This is a genomic window from Hymenobacter miniatus, from assembly GCF_016427455.1.
Taxonomy (GTDB): Bacteria; Bacteroidota; Bacteroidia; order Cytophagales; family Hymenobacteraceae; genus Hymenobacter; species Hymenobacter armeniacus.
The window spans coordinates 161,277-174,817 of sequence record NZ_JAELXR010000003.1; the positions used below are offsets into that span (position 1 = coordinate 161,277).

At 56.2% G+C, this 13,541-nt stretch carries 24 protein-coding genes; all 24 read left to right on the plus strand.

What is annotated here, in order from left to right; genetic code table 11:
* The first annotated feature begins 8 nt into the window (after positions 1–8).
* The 24 genes from rpsJ to map all read left to right on the plus strand — a co-directional run bounded on the left by rpsJ (position 9) and on the right by map (position 13,541).
* The gene (gene rpsJ, locus JAO73_RS05970; RefSeq protein WP_190925673.1) at positions 9–314 is read left to right on the plus strand and encodes a 30S ribosomal protein S10; all 306 of its coding nucleotides are present in this window, start codon (positions 9–11) and stop codon (positions 312–314) included.
* Between the two features lie 95 nt (positions 315–409).
* The gene (locus tag JAO73_RS05975; protein WP_198976211.1) at positions 410–1,684 is read left to right on the plus strand and encodes an O-antigen ligase family protein; all 1,275 of its coding nucleotides are present in this window, start codon (positions 410–412) and stop codon (positions 1,682–1,684) included.
* 149 nt (positions 1,685–1,833) lie between these two features.
* The gene (gene rplC, locus JAO73_RS05980) at positions 1,834–2,454 is read left to right on the plus strand and encodes a 50S ribosomal protein L3 (protein WP_190925677.1); all 621 of its coding nucleotides are present in this window, start codon (positions 1,834–1,836) and stop codon (positions 2,452–2,454) included.
* 9 nt (positions 2,455–2,463) lie between these two features.
* Positions 2,464–3,102 carry a 50S ribosomal protein L4 gene (gene rplD / locus JAO73_RS05985; protein WP_198976212.1) on the plus strand — a complete coding sequence of 213 codons (639 nt, stop codon included), beginning with the start codon at positions 2,464–2,466 and terminating at the stop codon, positions 3,100–3,102.
* Positions 3,102–3,389 (plus strand): 50S ribosomal protein L23, encoded by a 288-nt coding sequence (gene rplW / locus JAO73_RS05990; protein WP_190925681.1) that lies wholly within the window; start codon positions 3,102–3,104, stop codon positions 3,387–3,389. The genes rplD and rplW overlap by 1 nt, the downstream gene beginning before the upstream one ends.
* Positions 3,390–3,440: 51 nt before the next feature.
* Positions 3,441–4,268 carry a 50S ribosomal protein L2 gene (rplB, locus tag JAO73_RS05995; RefSeq protein WP_190925683.1) on the plus strand — a complete coding sequence of 276 codons (828 nt, stop codon included), beginning with the start codon at positions 3,441–3,443 and terminating at the stop codon, positions 4,266–4,268.
* Between the two features lie 3 nt (positions 4,269–4,271).
* Complete coding sequence (rpsS, locus tag JAO73_RS06000; RefSeq protein WP_190925685.1) at positions 4,272–4,550, plus strand: 30S ribosomal protein S19; 279 nt, start codon at positions 4,272–4,274, stop codon at positions 4,548–4,550.
* Positions 4,534–4,965 carry a 50S ribosomal protein L22 gene (gene rplV / locus JAO73_RS06005; protein ID WP_502213694.1) on the plus strand — a complete coding sequence of 144 codons (432 nt, stop codon included), beginning with the start codon at positions 4,534–4,536 and terminating at the stop codon, positions 4,963–4,965. Before rpsS ends, rplV begins: the two co-directional genes overlap by 17 nt.
* A 6-nt stretch (positions 4,966–4,971) precedes the next feature.
* Positions 4,972–5,850, plus strand: a complete 879-nt coding sequence (gene rpsC, locus JAO73_RS06010; protein WP_198976213.1) for a 30S ribosomal protein S3 — start codon at positions 4,972–4,974, stop codon at positions 5,848–5,850.
* A gap of 107 nt (positions 5,851–5,957) precedes the next feature.
* The gene (rplP, locus tag JAO73_RS06015; RefSeq protein ID WP_046246580.1) at positions 5,958–6,383 is read left to right on the plus strand and encodes a 50S ribosomal protein L16; all 426 of its coding nucleotides are present in this window, start codon (positions 5,958–5,960) and stop codon (positions 6,381–6,383) included.
* A gap of 3 nt (positions 6,384–6,386) precedes the next feature.
* Positions 6,387–6,602: a 50S ribosomal protein L29 gene (gene rpmC, locus JAO73_RS06020; protein WP_198976214.1), complete on the plus strand. Its 216-nt coding sequence runs from the start codon at positions 6,387–6,389 to the stop codon at positions 6,600–6,602.
* A gap of 3 nt (positions 6,603–6,605) precedes the next feature.
* Positions 6,606–6,902, plus strand: coding sequence for a 30S ribosomal protein S17 (gene rpsQ, locus JAO73_RS06025; RefSeq protein ID WP_198976215.1), 297 nt, complete (start codon positions 6,606–6,608; stop codon positions 6,900–6,902).
* 9 nt (positions 6,903–6,911) lie between these two features.
* Positions 6,912–7,280, plus strand: coding sequence for a 50S ribosomal protein L14 (rplN, locus tag JAO73_RS06030; protein WP_190925695.1), 369 nt, complete (start codon positions 6,912–6,914; stop codon positions 7,278–7,280).
* A 3-nt stretch (positions 7,281–7,283) separates the two neighbouring features.
* Complete coding sequence (rplX, locus tag JAO73_RS06035; protein WP_190925698.1) at positions 7,284–7,628, plus strand: 50S ribosomal protein L24; 345 nt, start codon at positions 7,284–7,286, stop codon at positions 7,626–7,628.
* A gap of 15 nt (positions 7,629–7,643) precedes the next feature.
* Entirely contained in the window at positions 7,644–8,198 is a 555-nt protein-coding gene (gene rplE, locus JAO73_RS06040; protein WP_190925700.1) for a 50S ribosomal protein L5, read from the plus strand.
* A gap of 12 nt (positions 8,199–8,210) precedes the next feature.
* The gene (gene rpsN / locus JAO73_RS06045; RefSeq protein ID WP_035567891.1) at positions 8,211–8,480 is read left to right on the plus strand and encodes a 30S ribosomal protein S14; all 270 of its coding nucleotides are present in this window, start codon (positions 8,211–8,213) and stop codon (positions 8,478–8,480) included.
* 366 nt (positions 8,481–8,846) lie between these two features.
* Complete coding sequence (gene rpsH, locus JAO73_RS06050; protein ID WP_190925702.1) at positions 8,847–9,245, plus strand: 30S ribosomal protein S8; 399 nt, start codon at positions 8,847–8,849, stop codon at positions 9,243–9,245.
* Between the two features lie 27 nt (positions 9,246–9,272).
* Positions 9,273–9,827 carry a 50S ribosomal protein L6 gene (gene rplF / locus JAO73_RS06055; protein WP_190925704.1) on the plus strand — a complete coding sequence of 185 codons (555 nt, stop codon included), beginning with the start codon at positions 9,273–9,275 and terminating at the stop codon, positions 9,825–9,827.
* A gap of 9 nt (positions 9,828–9,836) precedes the next feature.
* Positions 9,837–10,187: a 50S ribosomal protein L18 gene (gene rplR, locus JAO73_RS06060; protein WP_046246591.1), complete on the plus strand. Its 351-nt coding sequence runs from the start codon at positions 9,837–9,839 to the stop codon at positions 10,185–10,187.
* Positions 10,188–10,277: 90 nt separating this feature from the next.
* The gene (gene rpsE, locus JAO73_RS06065; RefSeq protein ID WP_035567955.1) at positions 10,278–10,769 is read left to right on the plus strand and encodes a 30S ribosomal protein S5; all 492 of its coding nucleotides are present in this window, start codon (positions 10,278–10,280) and stop codon (positions 10,767–10,769) included.
* 5 nt (positions 10,770–10,774) lie between these two features.
* Positions 10,775–10,954 carry a 50S ribosomal protein L30 gene (gene rpmD, locus JAO73_RS06070; RefSeq protein WP_190925707.1) on the plus strand — a complete coding sequence of 60 codons (180 nt, stop codon included), beginning with the start codon at positions 10,775–10,777 and terminating at the stop codon, positions 10,952–10,954.
* Between the two features lie 13 nt (positions 10,955–10,967).
* Complete coding sequence (gene rplO, locus JAO73_RS06075) at positions 10,968–11,420, plus strand: 50S ribosomal protein L15 (protein WP_190925709.1); 453 nt, start codon at positions 10,968–10,970, stop codon at positions 11,418–11,420.
* A 15-nt stretch (positions 11,421–11,435) separates the two neighbouring features.
* Complete coding sequence (secY, locus tag JAO73_RS06080; RefSeq protein ID WP_190925713.1) at positions 11,436–12,755, plus strand: preprotein translocase subunit SecY; 1,320 nt, start codon at positions 11,436–11,438, stop codon at positions 12,753–12,755.
* Positions 12,756–12,761: 6 nt separating this feature from the next.
* Positions 12,762–13,541 carry a type I methionyl aminopeptidase gene (map, locus tag JAO73_RS06085; RefSeq protein ID WP_190925717.1) on the plus strand — a complete coding sequence of 260 codons (780 nt, stop codon included), beginning with the start codon at positions 12,762–12,764 and terminating at the stop codon, positions 13,539–13,541.

A 13,541-nucleotide genomic window follows, 5' to 3' on the forward strand; every position in this document is an offset into this window, starting at 1 on the left:
CCAATACCATGAACCAGAAAATTCGCATCAAGCTGAAAAGCTACGACCACAACTTGGTCGACAAATCCTCCGAGAAAATCGTGAAGGCCGTGAAGGCTACCGGTGCCATCGTGAGCGGCCCCATTCCGTTGCCCACGCAAAAGGAGAAGTTCACCGTGTTGCGCTCGCCCCACGTGAACAAAAAGAGCCGGGAGCAATTCCAGCTCTGCACCTACAAGCGCCTCGTGGACATCTTCTCGACCTCGTCGAAAACTGTTGACGCACTGATGAAGCTGGAACTGCCCAGCGGCGTCGACGTAGAAATCAAAGTCTGAGGATTCGATTTCAGCGTGAATTGAAAGAAAGCCCCTCCGTACTTTGTTGCGGTGGGGCTTTTTCTTTGGAACTTGCGGCGTACTACTTTGCCCACATGCAATCTGTTTTCACGCTTGCCCGCTTGCACCTGGCTGCTTTGTTCTTCTGTGGCTGTGTCATCGTCGGCATTTTTGTTGCGGAATGGTTTCGCGTGTTGCCTAGCATCGGCATCGCGGGGGTAGCGGCCACCGGCCTAATGTATGCAGTTTCCCACCGCCGAATAGCCCATAAGCAACTTTGGCCAGTATTTGGGAGCTTGTTTTTGCTGTTTCTGGTGCACGCCTCGGCAGGCTTCCATACCACCCCTGCCAATACCGGTGCCTACTATCAAGACTTGGTTTTGCAATTACCTATCCTGGGGCTGGGGCTGGGGTTTTGGTTGCTGCCAGCGTTGCCAAGTCGCTATCTGCGGTGGCTTTGGTTGCTGTTGATAGGGGTAACGGTGCTCGCGGCCTTGGGGGCTACCACTAATTACCTGCTACACGCCGCCGAAATCAATGAGAGCTACTACCGCTCCAAGGTGATGCCTACGGAGCCCGACCACATCCGCTTCAGCCTCATCGTCACGTTGGCTATTGCAGCAGGCATCCTGCTGCTCGAGCATCGAGCTGTGAAGCATGCCTGGCGAATCTGGCTGGGTGGCGTCGTGGTCGCGTTGGCTCTGTTTCTGCACATGCTGGCCGTACGCAGTGGCGAAATGACATTTTATGCGCTTGGAGGACTTGCCATCCTATGGCTGGTGCTCCGCAAGCAACAATGGAAACGAGCCGCCGCGCTGGCAACTTGCTTGCTTGCGCTGCCAGTTATAAGCTACGTGGCTTTTCCTACGTTTCGGAATAAAATTGCCAATACGAAGGAAGACGTTAGCAAGGCCAAACAGAAGACTAGTTCAGAAGGCAAGAAATTCTCCATCTCAGGACGGTTGTACTCGTATAAAGCAGCGCTGGAAGTGTGGCGCGATAATCCTACACTGGGCGTGGGCAAGCCCGACTTGGAAGATGAGATGGCCGTCAGGTATGCCGAAGAGTATCCCGAGATGACTAGCGAGTATTACATCTTGCCGCACAATCAATTCTTATACAACCTGGCTGCCTTTGGCGCCTTAGGCCTGTTAGTAGGCATGGTTGGTTTGTTCTATCCTGCGTGGTGGGCGCGCCGGAAACAGGCCCCACTGCTTCTGGCCCAATACGTGAGCATTGCGCTTTCTTTTCTGGTAGAGTACACCCTAGAAACGCAAATAGGACTGGCATTTGTTGTGTTTTTCCTATTGCTGGCCCTGCAAGGATTGCTGCCCTGCAACGACCGTGACCCAGTTTGGCGTCCGGCTTAGATTACCACCTTTTCGGGAGCTAACAGCCTCACCTAGAAAATATTTCTAGGTGTCATTGTGATTCCCGAGCCTTTTTTCCTATCTTTGCACTCCCTTAGCGAAAACGGCACTCGGTCGTTTTCTTTTTGTGTCATTTAATCATTAACAGAATGCCTGGCATTATCGGTAAGAAAATCGGTATGACAAGCCTCTTCACTCCGGACGGGAAAAATATTCCCTGCACGCTCATCGAGGCGGGTCCGTGCGTAGTGACGCAGGTTAAGACTATCGCGAATGACGGTTACACCGCCATTCAAATTGGGTACGGCGAGAAAAAAGCCAAGAACACCACTAAAGCATTGGCTGGTCACTTCGCGAAAGCCGGTACGACCCCCAAGAAAAAATTGGTTGAATTCCGCCTCGACGCCGAATCGACCTACGCCGCTGGCGCTACCATCGACGCGACTCTCTTCGAAGAGGGCGAGTTTGTGGACGTAGTAGGCACCTCCAAAGGCAAGGGTTTCCAGGGCGTTGTAAAGCGTTACAACTTCCAGGGTGTTGGTGGCCAGACCCACGGCCAGCACAACCGCCTGCGTCACCCCGGTTCTATCGGTGCGTGCTCGTGGCCTTCGCGCGTATTCAAAGGAATGCGCATGGGTGGCCGAATGGGCAATGACCGCGTGAAAGTGCAGAACTTGAAGGTAATGCGCGTAGTAGGCGACAAGAACCTGATTCTGGTGAGCGGCTCGATTCCCGGCGCGAAGAACTCTTACGTGGTAATCGAGAAATAGACTAGTACGATGGAACTCGCAGTATATAACCTCAAAGGCGAAGACACCGGCCGCAAAGTGACCCTGTCTGACGCCATCTTCGGTCTCGAAGTAAACGAGCATGTGATGTACCTGGACGTGAAGCAGTACCTGGCCAACCAGCGCCAGGGCACGCACAAGTCCAAGCAGCGGAACGAGGTGCACGGCACCACGAAGAAGCTCAAGAAACAAAAAGGCACGGGCGGTGCCCGCGCCGGCAGCATGAAGTCGGGTGTGTTCGTTGGTGGTGGCCGCATGTTTGGTCCCCAGCCCCGCGACTACGGTTTTAAGCTGAACAAGAAGACCAAGCGCGTAGCTCGCCTCTCGGCTCTGTCGAGCCTGGCGAAGGATGGCAAAATCTCCGTTGTGGAGAACATTGCCATGTCAGCTCCCCGCACCAAGGACTTCGTTGCCATCTTGGACGGCCTCAAGCTGAACAACGGCAAAAAGACCATGCTCCTCACCGGCGAGGCTAACAAGAATGTTCTCCTCAGCGCCCGCAACCTGCAGAAAGTGAAAGTGGCTACCCCGGTAGGCATCAACACGCACGACCTGCTGAACACGGACACCCTGTTGATTTCGGAAGACGGCATGGCTTCATTGGTTGAACTCTATAGCACCGCCGAATAATGAGCACCCTGAAACGCCCCATCGTTACCGAAAAGGCCACCGGCCTGAACGAGAAAGGTCGCTACACATTCGAAGTGGAGCGCACCGCCAACAAAGTGCAAATCAAAAAGGACATCGAAGCCCTCTACGGCGTGACGGTGACCGAAATCAACACGATGCGCACCATTGGCAAAATGAAGACCAAAGGCACCAAAGGCGGTCAGGTGACCGGCCGTCGGGCCCACGGCAAGAAAGCCATTGTAACCGTGAAAGAAGGCGACGTTATCGACTTCTACGGCAACCTCTAGGCCTAGGCTCCGCCTCCATATTTTTCGCCGCAAAAGCACAACTAGCTAGTAATGGCACTTAAAAAACTCAGACCAACCAGCCCTGGGCAGCGCTTCCGCGTTGCGCCGGCGTTCGACGAGATTACGACGTCGACCCCGGAGAAGTCGCTCTTGACTTCCCTCAACAAGACGGGTGGCCGGAACTCCTCCGGTAAAATGTCCAACCGCTACATCGGCGGTGGTCACAAAACCCAATACCGCATCGTGGACTTCAAGCGCGACAAAGCCGGTGTTCCGGCCGTCGTGAAGTCCATCGAGTACGACCCCAACCGCACGGCGCGCATCGCCCTCGTCAACTATGCCGATGGTGAGAAGCGTTACATCATCGCTCCCGCCGGCATGACGGTAGGCGCGAAGATTGTGTCGGGCCCCGGCGTCGCTCCCGAAGTAGGCAACACCCTGCCGCTGCGCGAGATTCCCCTCGGTACCATCCTCCACAACATCGAACTGCAGCCCGGCCAGGGCGCCGCAATGGCTCGCTCGGCTGGTACCTACGCCCAAATCGTAGCCCGCGAAGAGAAGTACGCCACGCTGAAATTGCCTTCGGGCGAGATGCGTATGGTGCTCGTGACCTGCATGGCCACCGTTGGTACCGTATCGAACGGTGACCACATGAACACTGTGATGGGCAAAGCCGGCCGTAACCGCTGGGCTGGTCGTCGTCCCCGCGTTCGTGGTGTGGTAATGAACCCTGTCGACCACCCCATGGGTGGTGGCGAAGGCAAATCGTCGGGTGGTCACCCGCGTAGCCGCAACGGCATTCTGGCTAAAGGTCAGAAGACCCGCAACAAGAACAAGTATTCGGAGAACCTGATTGTGAGCCGCAAAGGCAAGAAGTAATATATGGCACGTTCACTAAAAAAAGGGCCGTACATTGACTTCCGGCTGGAAAAGAAAGTCACGGCACTCGATACGGCTGGTAAGAAATCGGTGGTGAAGACTTGGTCGCGCCGCTCGATGATTTCTCCGGATTTCGTGGGCCACACGTTCGCTGTTCACAACGGCAATAAGTTCATCCCGGTGTATGTGACCGAGAACATGGTAGGGCACAAGCTGGGCGAATTCGCCCCGACGCGCAACTTCCGCGGTCACATCGCCAAAAAAGATAAAGGCAAGCGCTAAGATGGAAGCAGTAGCAAAACTCCGCAATGTGCCGACCTCGCCTCGCAAGATGCGTTTGGTGGCCGACCTCGTGCGCGGCAAGAAAGTGACCCAGGCCCTCGGCCTGTTACGCTTCGAAGCCAACATCGGCGCCGAGAAGATTGAGAAACTGCTCCTGTCGGCCTTGGCCAACTGGCAGCAGCACAACGAAGAAGAGCGGATTGAGGACGCAAACCTCTACATCAGCGAAATCTTCGTGGACGAAGGACGCCAGCTGAAGCGCCTGCGCCCCGCCCCCCAGGGCCGTGGCCACCGCATCCGCAAGCGCAGCAACCACGTGACGCTGAAAATCGACACGAAGGTTGAGAAGCTTGGCTCCAAGCACGCCAAAGAAGTTGGCACTACCGAAAACCCCAAGGCCGACGCCAAATCCTAATTTAACATGGGACAGAAAGTAAATCCAACTGGCTTCCGCCTCGGCGTAATCAAAGGCTGGGACTCTAACTGGTACGGCGGCAAGGACTTCGCCGAGAAACTGGTGGAGGACGAGAAAATCCGCAAGTACATCAACGCGCGCATTCAGAAAGGTGGCATCAGCCGCATTGTGATTGAGCGCACCCTGAAGCGCATCACCATCACCATCAACACGGCCCGTCCGGGTGTGGTGATTGGCAAAGGCGGCCAGGAAGTAGACAAAATTAAGGACGAGCTGAAGCAAATCACCAGCAAAGACGTTCAAATCAACATCTTCGAAATCAAGCGTCCGGAGTTGGATGCCAAGCTGGTAGGCGAGAGCATCGCCCAGCAGTTGGCCGCTCGTATCTCTTTCCGTCGCGCCATGAAGATGTCGATTCAGGCTGCCATGCGTGTTGGTGCCGAAGGCATCAAGATTCAGTGCGGTGGCCGTCTCGGCGGTGCGGAGATTGCCCGTTCGGAGCAGTACAAAGAAGGTCGTACGCCGCTGCACACGCTGCGCGCTGATATTGACTACGCTTTGTCGGAAGCTCAGACCGTGTATGGCAAAATCGGCATCAAGGTGTGGGTAATGCGCGGTGAGGTGTTCGGCAAGCCCGACCTCTCGCCGAACCAGCAACTCACCAACCCCGGTGGTGGCGAAGGTGGCGGTGGTCGTCGTGACGACCGCGGCCCCCGCGGCGAGCGTCGCGAAGGCGACCGTGGCCCCCGTCGTGACGGTGGTGCCGGTGGCCGTGGCGGCAACGACCGTGGCCCCCGCGGTGGTGCCGGCGACAACGCTGGCCCCCGTCGCAACGGCCCCGCCCAAGGTGGTGGTGCCGGTGCAGCCCGCGGCCCGCGTCGCTAGAACTAAGCTCAATCATTTCGCTTCGTTTGCCGCGTTTGGTGAACGAAGCGAAATGTTCGGCTGTTCGCCCCTCTCTCTTTAGAACACTCTCTTTACAATAAATTAAAATGTTACAACCGAAAAGGACCAAGTATCGCAAGATGCAAAAGGGTCGCGTAACAGGCCTCGCCTACCGCGGCAGCTCCATAGACTTCGGTTCGTTCGCTATCAAGTCGCTGGAAGTGTCTTGGATTACGGCTCGCCAAATTGAGGCTGCACGTATCGCCATGACCCGCGCCATGAAACGCGAAGGGCAAGTATGGATTCGCATTTTCCCCGACAAGCCGATTACCAAGAAGCCCGCTGAGGTGCGCATGGGTAAGGGCAAAGGCTCGCCCGAGTATTGGGTAGCCTGCGTGAAGCCCGGCCAAATCATGTTCGAGTCGGACGGGGTTTCGCTGGAAGTAGCTAAAGAATCGCTGCGTCTGGCGGCTCAGAAGCTTCCCGTAAAAACTTCATTCGTGGTTCGCCGCGACTATACGGACGCTGCTTAAGTCATGAAGAACAAGACCGACCTCAAAGGCCTTTCCGCTGACCAGCTGAAAGAGCAAATCAAAACCGAGCAGGCTCAGGGCCAGCAGCTGCGTTTCGCCCACGCGATTTCGCCCCTGGAAAACCCCGCCCGCCTGAAGGCTAACCGTAAGACTGTCGCCCGCTTGCTCACCGAGCAAAACCGTCGCAAAAGCGAGCAGTCCACTAACTCCGCTCAATAACCGATGGCAACCGACGTAACAACCCAAGACCAAGCCGTAGCTGAAGACTCGCGCAATATGCGCAAGGAAATCACCGGCACGGTAACGAGCTCCAAGATGGACAAGTCCATCACCGTGGCTGTGGTGCAGAAACATAAGCACCCTATCTACGGTAAGTTCGTGACCAAAACCACGAAATTCCACGCCCACGACGAGAAAAACGAGTGCGGCGAAGGCGACACGGTGCGCATCATGAGCACCCGCCCGCTGAGCAAAACCAAGCGGTGGCGCCTGGTGGAAATTATTGAACGCGCTAAGTAATCCAGAGCAATGATACAGCAAGAATCCCGCCTGACGGTGGCCGACAACAGCGGCGCCAAGGAAGTCCTCTGCATCCGTGTCCTGGGTGGCACGGGCAAGAAATACGCCAGCGTTGGCGACAAGATTGTGGTAGCCATCAAGTCGGCGCTGCCCTCGGGCAACGCCAAGAAGGGCACCGTGAGCAAGGCCGTAGTGGTGCGCACGAAGAAGGAAGTACGCCGCAAAGACGGTTCGTACATCCGCTTCGATGACAACGCTGCTGTGTTGCTCAACAACAACGACGAGCCCCGCGGCACGCGCATCTTCGGCCCAGTGGCCCGTGAGCTCCGTGAGCGTCAGTTCATGAAAATTGTATCCTTAGCCCCCGAAGTACTCTAAGCTATGGCTATCAAGAAAGCAGCTCCCGTACAACTGCACGTGAAAACGGGCGACACCGTGAAGGTGATTGCCGGTGACGAGCGTGGCAAAACCGGCGTTATCAAGTCGGTGAACCGGGTGACCCAGCGCGTAACCGTTGAAGGTCTGAACCTGGTGACGAAACACAACAAGCCGAGCGCCAAATCGCCCCAGGGCGGCATCACCAAGATGGAGGCGCCCATGCACGTGAGCAACGTGCAGGCTATCAACCCCACCACCGGTGAGCGGGTGCGCAAAGGCGCCGCAGCTGCCGCAGCTCCGGCTGCTGCCCCTGCCAAAGCCAAGCGTGCCTCTGCCAAAACGGCTTAAGCAGCCCCCACCATCATGGCCCGTCTCAAAGACATTTATAAAAAAGACGTAGTACCGGCGCTCCAGGAGAAATTCCAGTTCAAGAGCATCATGCAGGTACCGCGCATCACCAAAATCTGCATCAACCGCGGCATTGGCGCGGCGGTAGCAGATAAGAAGCTGGTGGACAACGGCGTGGAAGAGCTGACCCAAATTACGGGCCAGAAAGCCGTTCCGACCATCGCCAAGCGTTCGGTGTCGAACTTCAAGCTCCGCGAAGGCATGCCCATCGGCGCGAAAGTGACCCTGCGCGGCGAGCGCATGTACGAGTTCATGGACCGTCTGCTGACGGTGGCCCTGCCCCGCGTGCGTGACTTCAAAGGCATCAACGACAAAGGTTTCGATGGTCGTGGCAACTACACGCTCGGCGTGAAAGAGCAAATCATCTTCCCCGAAATCTCGATTGACAAAATCAAAGGCATCTCGGGCATGGACATCACGTTCGTGACCACCGCCGAGAACGACGAGCAGAGCTACGAGCTGCTCAAGGCGTTCGGTATGCCTTTCGCCAACGCTAAAAAAGACGCTTAATCTTCCGAACTCATGGCTAAAGAATCCATCAAAGCACGGGAGCGCAAGCGCATTGCCACCGTGGCCCGCTACGCTGAGAAGCGTAAGGCGCTGAAAGCTGCCGGCGACTACGAAGGTCTCGACAAGCTGCCCAAAAACGCTTCGCCCGTGCGCCTGCACAACCGCGACATGATTGACGGCCGCCCCCGCGGCTACATGCGCAAGTTTGGCATCAGCCGCGTGCGTTTCCGCGAAATGGCACTGGCTGGGAAGATTCCCGGTGTGACCAAGTCGAGCTGGTAGTCCAGTACGGCTTTTCGCAAGCAATCGAATAGGCGCTCATGCTTCGGCTGGAGCGCCTATTTTGCTTTCAGCTCACTTGTTCGCTCGGAAGTGTCAAACGGCAATGTATCGGAAAGAATCATTGCAAACAGTCATATTGATTTTCGCCGTGCACTTGCATAAGTGCTTCGCTTTCCGCTACCTTTGCACTCCCAAAACCTGAGGCTTGCCTCAAAACCATTTGGCAGGTTGCCAAAAGAAACCATTGGCCGGACCGTCGCCGGACGTGCCAAGTAGTCTTAACCGAAATTTCGTTGGTCCCGTTGGGCACCCGGCGAAATTTTCTTATCTTTGCGCTCCGAAAAAAGCGGACGTATTTACTTATCAATGAACACTGACCCCATTGCCGACTACCTGACCCGGGTGCGCAACGCCATTAAGGCGAACCACCGGGTGGTAGAAATCCCGGCCAGCAACATCAAAAAGGAAATCACGAAGGTGCTCTACCAAAAGGGCTACATTCAGTCGTACCGTTTTGATGATTCGTCGGTTCAGGGCACCATCAAAATCGCTCTGAAGTACAACCCGACCACCAAGGCTCCCGCCATCACCAAGCTGCAGCGCGTTTCGACGCCTGGCTTGCGTCAGTACGTGGCTGCCGACAACTTGCCGCGGGTACTCAGCGGCTTGGGCGTCGCAATCATCTCGACCTCGAAGGGCGTGATGACGGAGAAAGAGGCCAAAACCGAGAACGTGGGCGGCGAGGTGCTGTGCTACGTGTACTAATCCGGAACCGCTTTAGCTAACTCATATATGTCACGTATTGGTAAACTCCCGATTTCCGTCCCCACCGGGGTCGCTATTTCGGTTGAGAAAGACAACGTGGTAACGGTGAAAGGCCCGAAGGGCACGCTCTCTACGCAAGTAGACCGCGACATCAACGTTGCCATCGAAGACGGTACCCTCACCGTAACTCGCCCCACCGAGCAGAAGCGCCACAAAGCCATGCACGGCCTGTACCGCTCGCTCATCAACAACATGGTGGAAGGCGTGAGCAACGGCTTCACCAAGCAGCTCGAACTCGTGGGCGTGGGCTACAAGGCCTCGCTCGTGGGCAGCACGCTGGAGCTGGCCCTCGGCTACTCGCACAACGTCTACATCGCCCTGCCGAAAGAAGTAACCGCCACGGCCGTTACCGAAAAAGGCAAGAACCCGATTGTGACGCTGAACAGCATCGACAACCAGCTGCTGGGCCAAGTGGCCGCCAAAATACGTTCGCTGCGCAAAGTTGAGCCTTACAAAGGCAAGGGTGTGCGCTTCGTGGGCGAGATTATCCGTCGCAAAGCTGGTAAAACGGCTTCTAAATAAATTCGCATCATGGCATTTGATAAAGCAACTCGCCGCAAGCGGATTCAGCGCATCATCCGCACGAAAGTGTCCGGCACCTCGGAGCGTCCGCGCCTGTCGGTGTTCCGCAGCAACACGGGCATCTACGCCCAGATTATCGACGACACGGCTGGCCGCACGCTGGCTGCTGCTTCCTCGAAAAAAGTAACCGCCGAAGGTGGCAACGGTGTGGCTTTGGCCGCTGCCGTAGGCCGGCAGATTGCCGCGGTAGCTCAGGAGAAAGGCATCACGAAAGTGGTGTTCGACCGCTCGGGTTACCTATACCACGGTCGCGTAAAATCATTGGCTGAAGGTGCTCGCGAAGGCGGCCTCAATTTCTAAACTATCATGGCGCAAGAACGCGACAACAATCGTCCTGGCGGAGACCGTCAGCGCAGCAACGACCGCGACCGGAATAAGGACAACTCCCGCATGGGTGCTGACTCCGACTTCAAAGAAAAAGTAGTAGCCATCAACCGCGTAGCGAAGGTGGTGAAAGGCGGTCGCCGCTTTAGCTTCTCTGCCATCGTGGTAGTGGGCGACGGCAACGGCAACGTAGGCTACGGCCTCGGCAAAGCCAACGAAGTAACCGACGCCATTGCCAAAGGCATTGACGACGCCAAGAAGAACGTGGTGAAAGTGCCCATGTACAAGCACACCGTTCCTCACCTCATGGAAGGCCGCTACGGCGGTGGTTTCGTGCTCATCCAGCCGGCAGCGGCTGGTACGGGTGTAATCGCCGGCGGTGCTATGCGCGCCGTGTTCGAGAGCGCCGGTATCAAGGATGTGCTGGCGAAGTCGAAAGGCTCGTCAAACCCTCACAACGTGGTTAAAGCGACGTTTGCAGCCCTCGCCAAAATGCGCGACCCGTTGCAAATCGCTCAAGCCCGTGGTATTTCTTTGGCCCGCGTTTTTAACGGTTAATTGACATGGCACAAATTCAAGTAAAGCTCGTGCGCAGCGCCATTGACCGCCCCGAGCGTCAGAAGCGCACCGTTCAGTCCCTCGGCCTGAATAAACTCAACAGCACCGCTACCCACGAATCGAACCCGTCCATCCTGGGCATGGTGAAGAGCGTGCAGCACCTGCTTCAAGTAACCGAACTGTAAGACTATTATCGTCATGCTCAATCTCAGCAATCTATCGCCCGCCTACGGCTCGACTAAAAACGAGAAGCGGATTGGCCGGGGCGAAGGCTCCACGCGCGGTGGCACGTCGACCCGTGGTCACAAAGGCGCCAAGTCGCGTTCGGGCTACAAGCGCAAGTCCGGCTTTGAAGGTGGCCAGATGCCCCTGCAGCGCCGTGTGCCTAAGTTCGGCTTCAAGAGCCTGAACCGTGTCGAGTACAAAGCCATCAACCTCGATGTGTTGACCTCGCTGCTCGAAAAGGACGCTTCGGCTACGACCATGGATGCCTCGTTCTTCGTGGCTAAAGGTCTGGCGTCGAAAAACGCTAAAATCAAAGTTCTGGGCCGTGGCGAAATCGCTACGGCGGTAGAAGTTCATGCTCATGCATTCTCGAAGTCGGCCGTTGAGGCCATCGAGAAGGCTGGCGGCAAAGCGGTAACGCTCTAATAGCTACCTTCGGCAATGAATAAGTTTATCGAGTCGATAAAGAACATTTTTGCGATTGAGGATTTGCGTACGCGAATCCTCAATACGCTTTTCTTCATTGCCATCTATCGCCTAGGCGTTTACGTGGTGCTGCCGGGCGTTGACCCCACGCAGCTCAAGACCGGCGCCCAAGGCTTGTTTGGCATTCTGGATACGCTGCTCGGCGGCGCATTCAGCCACGCGTCGATTTTCGCGCTGGGCATCATGCCGTACATCTCGGCGTCGATTGTGTTGCAGTTGCTCACCATCGCCGTGCCCTACTTCCAGAAGCTCCAGAAGGAAGGCGAGTCGGGACGTAAGAAAATCAACCAGTACACCCGGATTCTCACGATTCCGATTGTGTTGGCCCAATCGGTTGGCTTCATCGCCACGATTAACGCCGAAGCCATCATCAACCCTGGCACGTTCTTCACCGTCTCGACCATGATTATCATCACGGCCGGCACGTTGTTCTGCATGTGGCTGGGCGAGAAAATCACGGACAAAGGCATCGGCAACGGTATCTCCATGATTATCATGATTGGCATCGTGTCGCGTCTCCCCGGTGCCATCATCGGTGAAGCTGCTGCTAAAGGCGTTAACAAATCCCTCATCTTCCTGCTGGAAATGGTGGTGCTGTTCCTCGTGGTAATGGCGGTTATCGTGCTCACGCAGGCGGTTCGCCGCATCGCGGTGCAGTACGCCAAGCAAGTTGGTGGCACTACGCAGTTGGATGCACAGCGTCAGTTCATTCCCCTTAAGGTGAATGCTGCTGGTGTGATGCCCATCATCTTCGCCCAGTCGTTGATGTTTGTGCCTGCCATCGTGGCATCTGTCTGGCAGAACCAGAGCGATACCGCCAGCTACATCGGTGTGAAGTTTTCGGATTACACTTCGTGGCAGTATAACTTAACCTTCGGCCTACTGATTATCATCTTTACCTACTTCTACACCGCCATCAGCGTCAATCCTAATCAGATTGCCGACGACCTGAAGCGGAGCGGTGGTTTCGTACCCGGCGTGAAGCCTGGCCGTGATACCTCGGAATTCATTGATGAAATCCTGACCCGTGTAACCCTCCCTGGTGCCGTTGCTCTAGCGCTAATTGCCATTTTCCCGGCTATCGCCCTATTGCTTGGGGTAACTCGTCCGTTCTCGGCTTTCTATGGCGGCACGTCGCTCATCATCATGGTGGGTGTGGTGCTTGACACGGTGAACCAAGTACAGAGCTACCTGCTCATGCAGCACTACGATGGCATGATGAAGTCTGGCAAGCTGCGCGGTCGCACGGCGCAGCCGATTTCAATAGCGTCGTAAGCAGCCATGAGCGGCAGCATTCAATATAAAACCGAAGAAGAGATTGACCTCATCCGAGCCAGCGCCCAATTGCTGGCCAGGGCCCACGGCGAAGTCGCGGGCATGGTGAAGGAAGGAGTGACGACGCGGCAGCTCGATAAGCGCGCGGAGGAGTTCATCCGGGACCATGGTGGGGTGCCGTCCTTTAAAGGGTATAATCAGTTTCCCTTCAGCTTGTGTCTTTCGCCTAATTCGGTGGTGGTGCACGGGTTTGCTACCGACGAGCCGCTGAAGAGCGGCGACATTCTGACGGTAGACTGCGGGGTTTTCCTGAATGGTTTTCATTCAGACAGTGCTTACACTTACCCAATCGGGGAGGTGGCGCCTGAAGTACTGGCTTTGCTGCGGGAAACCAAGGCAGCCCTCTACAAAGGCATCGAACAAGCCGTGAGCGGCAACCGCGTGGGCGACATCAGCTACGCTATCCAGAACCACGTAGCTCCGATGGGCTACGGGGTGGTGCGCGAGTTGGTTGGCCACGGAGTTGGGGCCAAGCTGCACGAGAAGCCCGAAGTGCCGAACTACGGCAAGCGGGGTTCGGGGCCGCTTTTGCAGACGGGTTTGGTGTTGGCCATTGAGCCGATGGTGAACCTGGGCAAGAAGGATGTGGTGCAGGAGGCGGATGGCTGGACGATTCGCACCAAGGACCGCAAACCCTCGGCGCACTTTGAGCACACCGTTGTTGTTAGAAAAGAGAAGGCAGAAATTCTGACCTCCTTTGAATTCATAGAAAAAGCATTGCAGTAG

Coding starts and splice junctions, on each gene's coding strand:
- rpsJ (WP_190925673.1), top strand. CDS start 9: ATGAACCAGAAAATTCGCATCAAGCTGAAAAGCTACGACCACAACTTG.
- JAO73_RS05975 (WP_198976211.1), top strand. CDS start 410: ATGCAATCTGTTTTCACGCTTGCCCGCTTGCACCTGGCTGCTTTGTTC.
- rplC (WP_190925677.1), top strand. CDS start 1,834: ATGCCTGGCATTATCGGTAAGAAAATCGGTATGACAAGCCTCTTCACT.
- rplD (WP_198976212.1), top strand. CDS start 2,464: ATGGAACTCGCAGTATATAACCTCAAAGGCGAAGACACCGGCCGCAAA.
- rplW (WP_190925681.1), top strand. CDS start 3,102: ATGAGCACCCTGAAACGCCCCATCGTTACCGAAAAGGCCACCGGCCTG.
- rplB (WP_190925683.1), top strand. CDS start 3,441: ATGGCACTTAAAAAACTCAGACCAACCAGCCCTGGGCAGCGCTTCCGC.
- rpsS (WP_190925685.1), top strand. CDS start 4,272: ATGGCACGTTCACTAAAAAAAGGGCCGTACATTGACTTCCGGCTGGAA.
- rpsC (WP_198976213.1), top strand. CDS start 4,972: ATGGGACAGAAAGTAAATCCAACTGGCTTCCGCCTCGGCGTAATCAAA.
- rplP (WP_046246580.1), top strand. CDS start 5,958: ATGTTACAACCGAAAAGGACCAAGTATCGCAAGATGCAAAAGGGTCGC.
- rpmC (WP_198976214.1), top strand. CDS start 6,387: ATGAAGAACAAGACCGACCTCAAAGGCCTTTCCGCTGACCAGCTGAAA.
- rpsQ (WP_198976215.1), top strand. CDS start 6,606: ATGGCAACCGACGTAACAACCCAAGACCAAGCCGTAGCTGAAGACTCG.
- rplN (WP_190925695.1), top strand. CDS start 6,912: ATGATACAGCAAGAATCCCGCCTGACGGTGGCCGACAACAGCGGCGCC.
- rplX (WP_190925698.1), top strand. CDS start 7,284: ATGGCTATCAAGAAAGCAGCTCCCGTACAACTGCACGTGAAAACGGGC.
- rplE (WP_190925700.1), top strand. CDS start 7,644: ATGGCCCGTCTCAAAGACATTTATAAAAAAGACGTAGTACCGGCGCTC.
- rpsN (WP_035567891.1), top strand. CDS start 8,211: ATGGCTAAAGAATCCATCAAAGCACGGGAGCGCAAGCGCATTGCCACC.
- rpsH (WP_190925702.1), top strand. CDS start 8,847: ATGAACACTGACCCCATTGCCGACTACCTGACCCGGGTGCGCAACGCC.
- rplF (WP_190925704.1), top strand. CDS start 9,273: ATGTCACGTATTGGTAAACTCCCGATTTCCGTCCCCACCGGGGTCGCT.
- rplR (WP_046246591.1), top strand. CDS start 9,837: ATGGCATTTGATAAAGCAACTCGCCGCAAGCGGATTCAGCGCATCATC.
- rpsE (WP_035567955.1), top strand. CDS start 10,278: ATGGGTGCTGACTCCGACTTCAAAGAAAAAGTAGTAGCCATCAACCGC.
- rpmD (WP_190925707.1), top strand. CDS start 10,775: ATGGCACAAATTCAAGTAAAGCTCGTGCGCAGCGCCATTGACCGCCCC.
- rplO (WP_190925709.1), top strand. CDS start 10,968: ATGCTCAATCTCAGCAATCTATCGCCCGCCTACGGCTCGACTAAAAAC.
- secY (WP_190925713.1), top strand. CDS start 11,436: ATGAATAAGTTTATCGAGTCGATAAAGAACATTTTTGCGATTGAGGAT.
- map (WP_190925717.1), top strand. CDS start 12,762: ATGAGCGGCAGCATTCAATATAAAACCGAAGAAGAGATTGACCTCATC.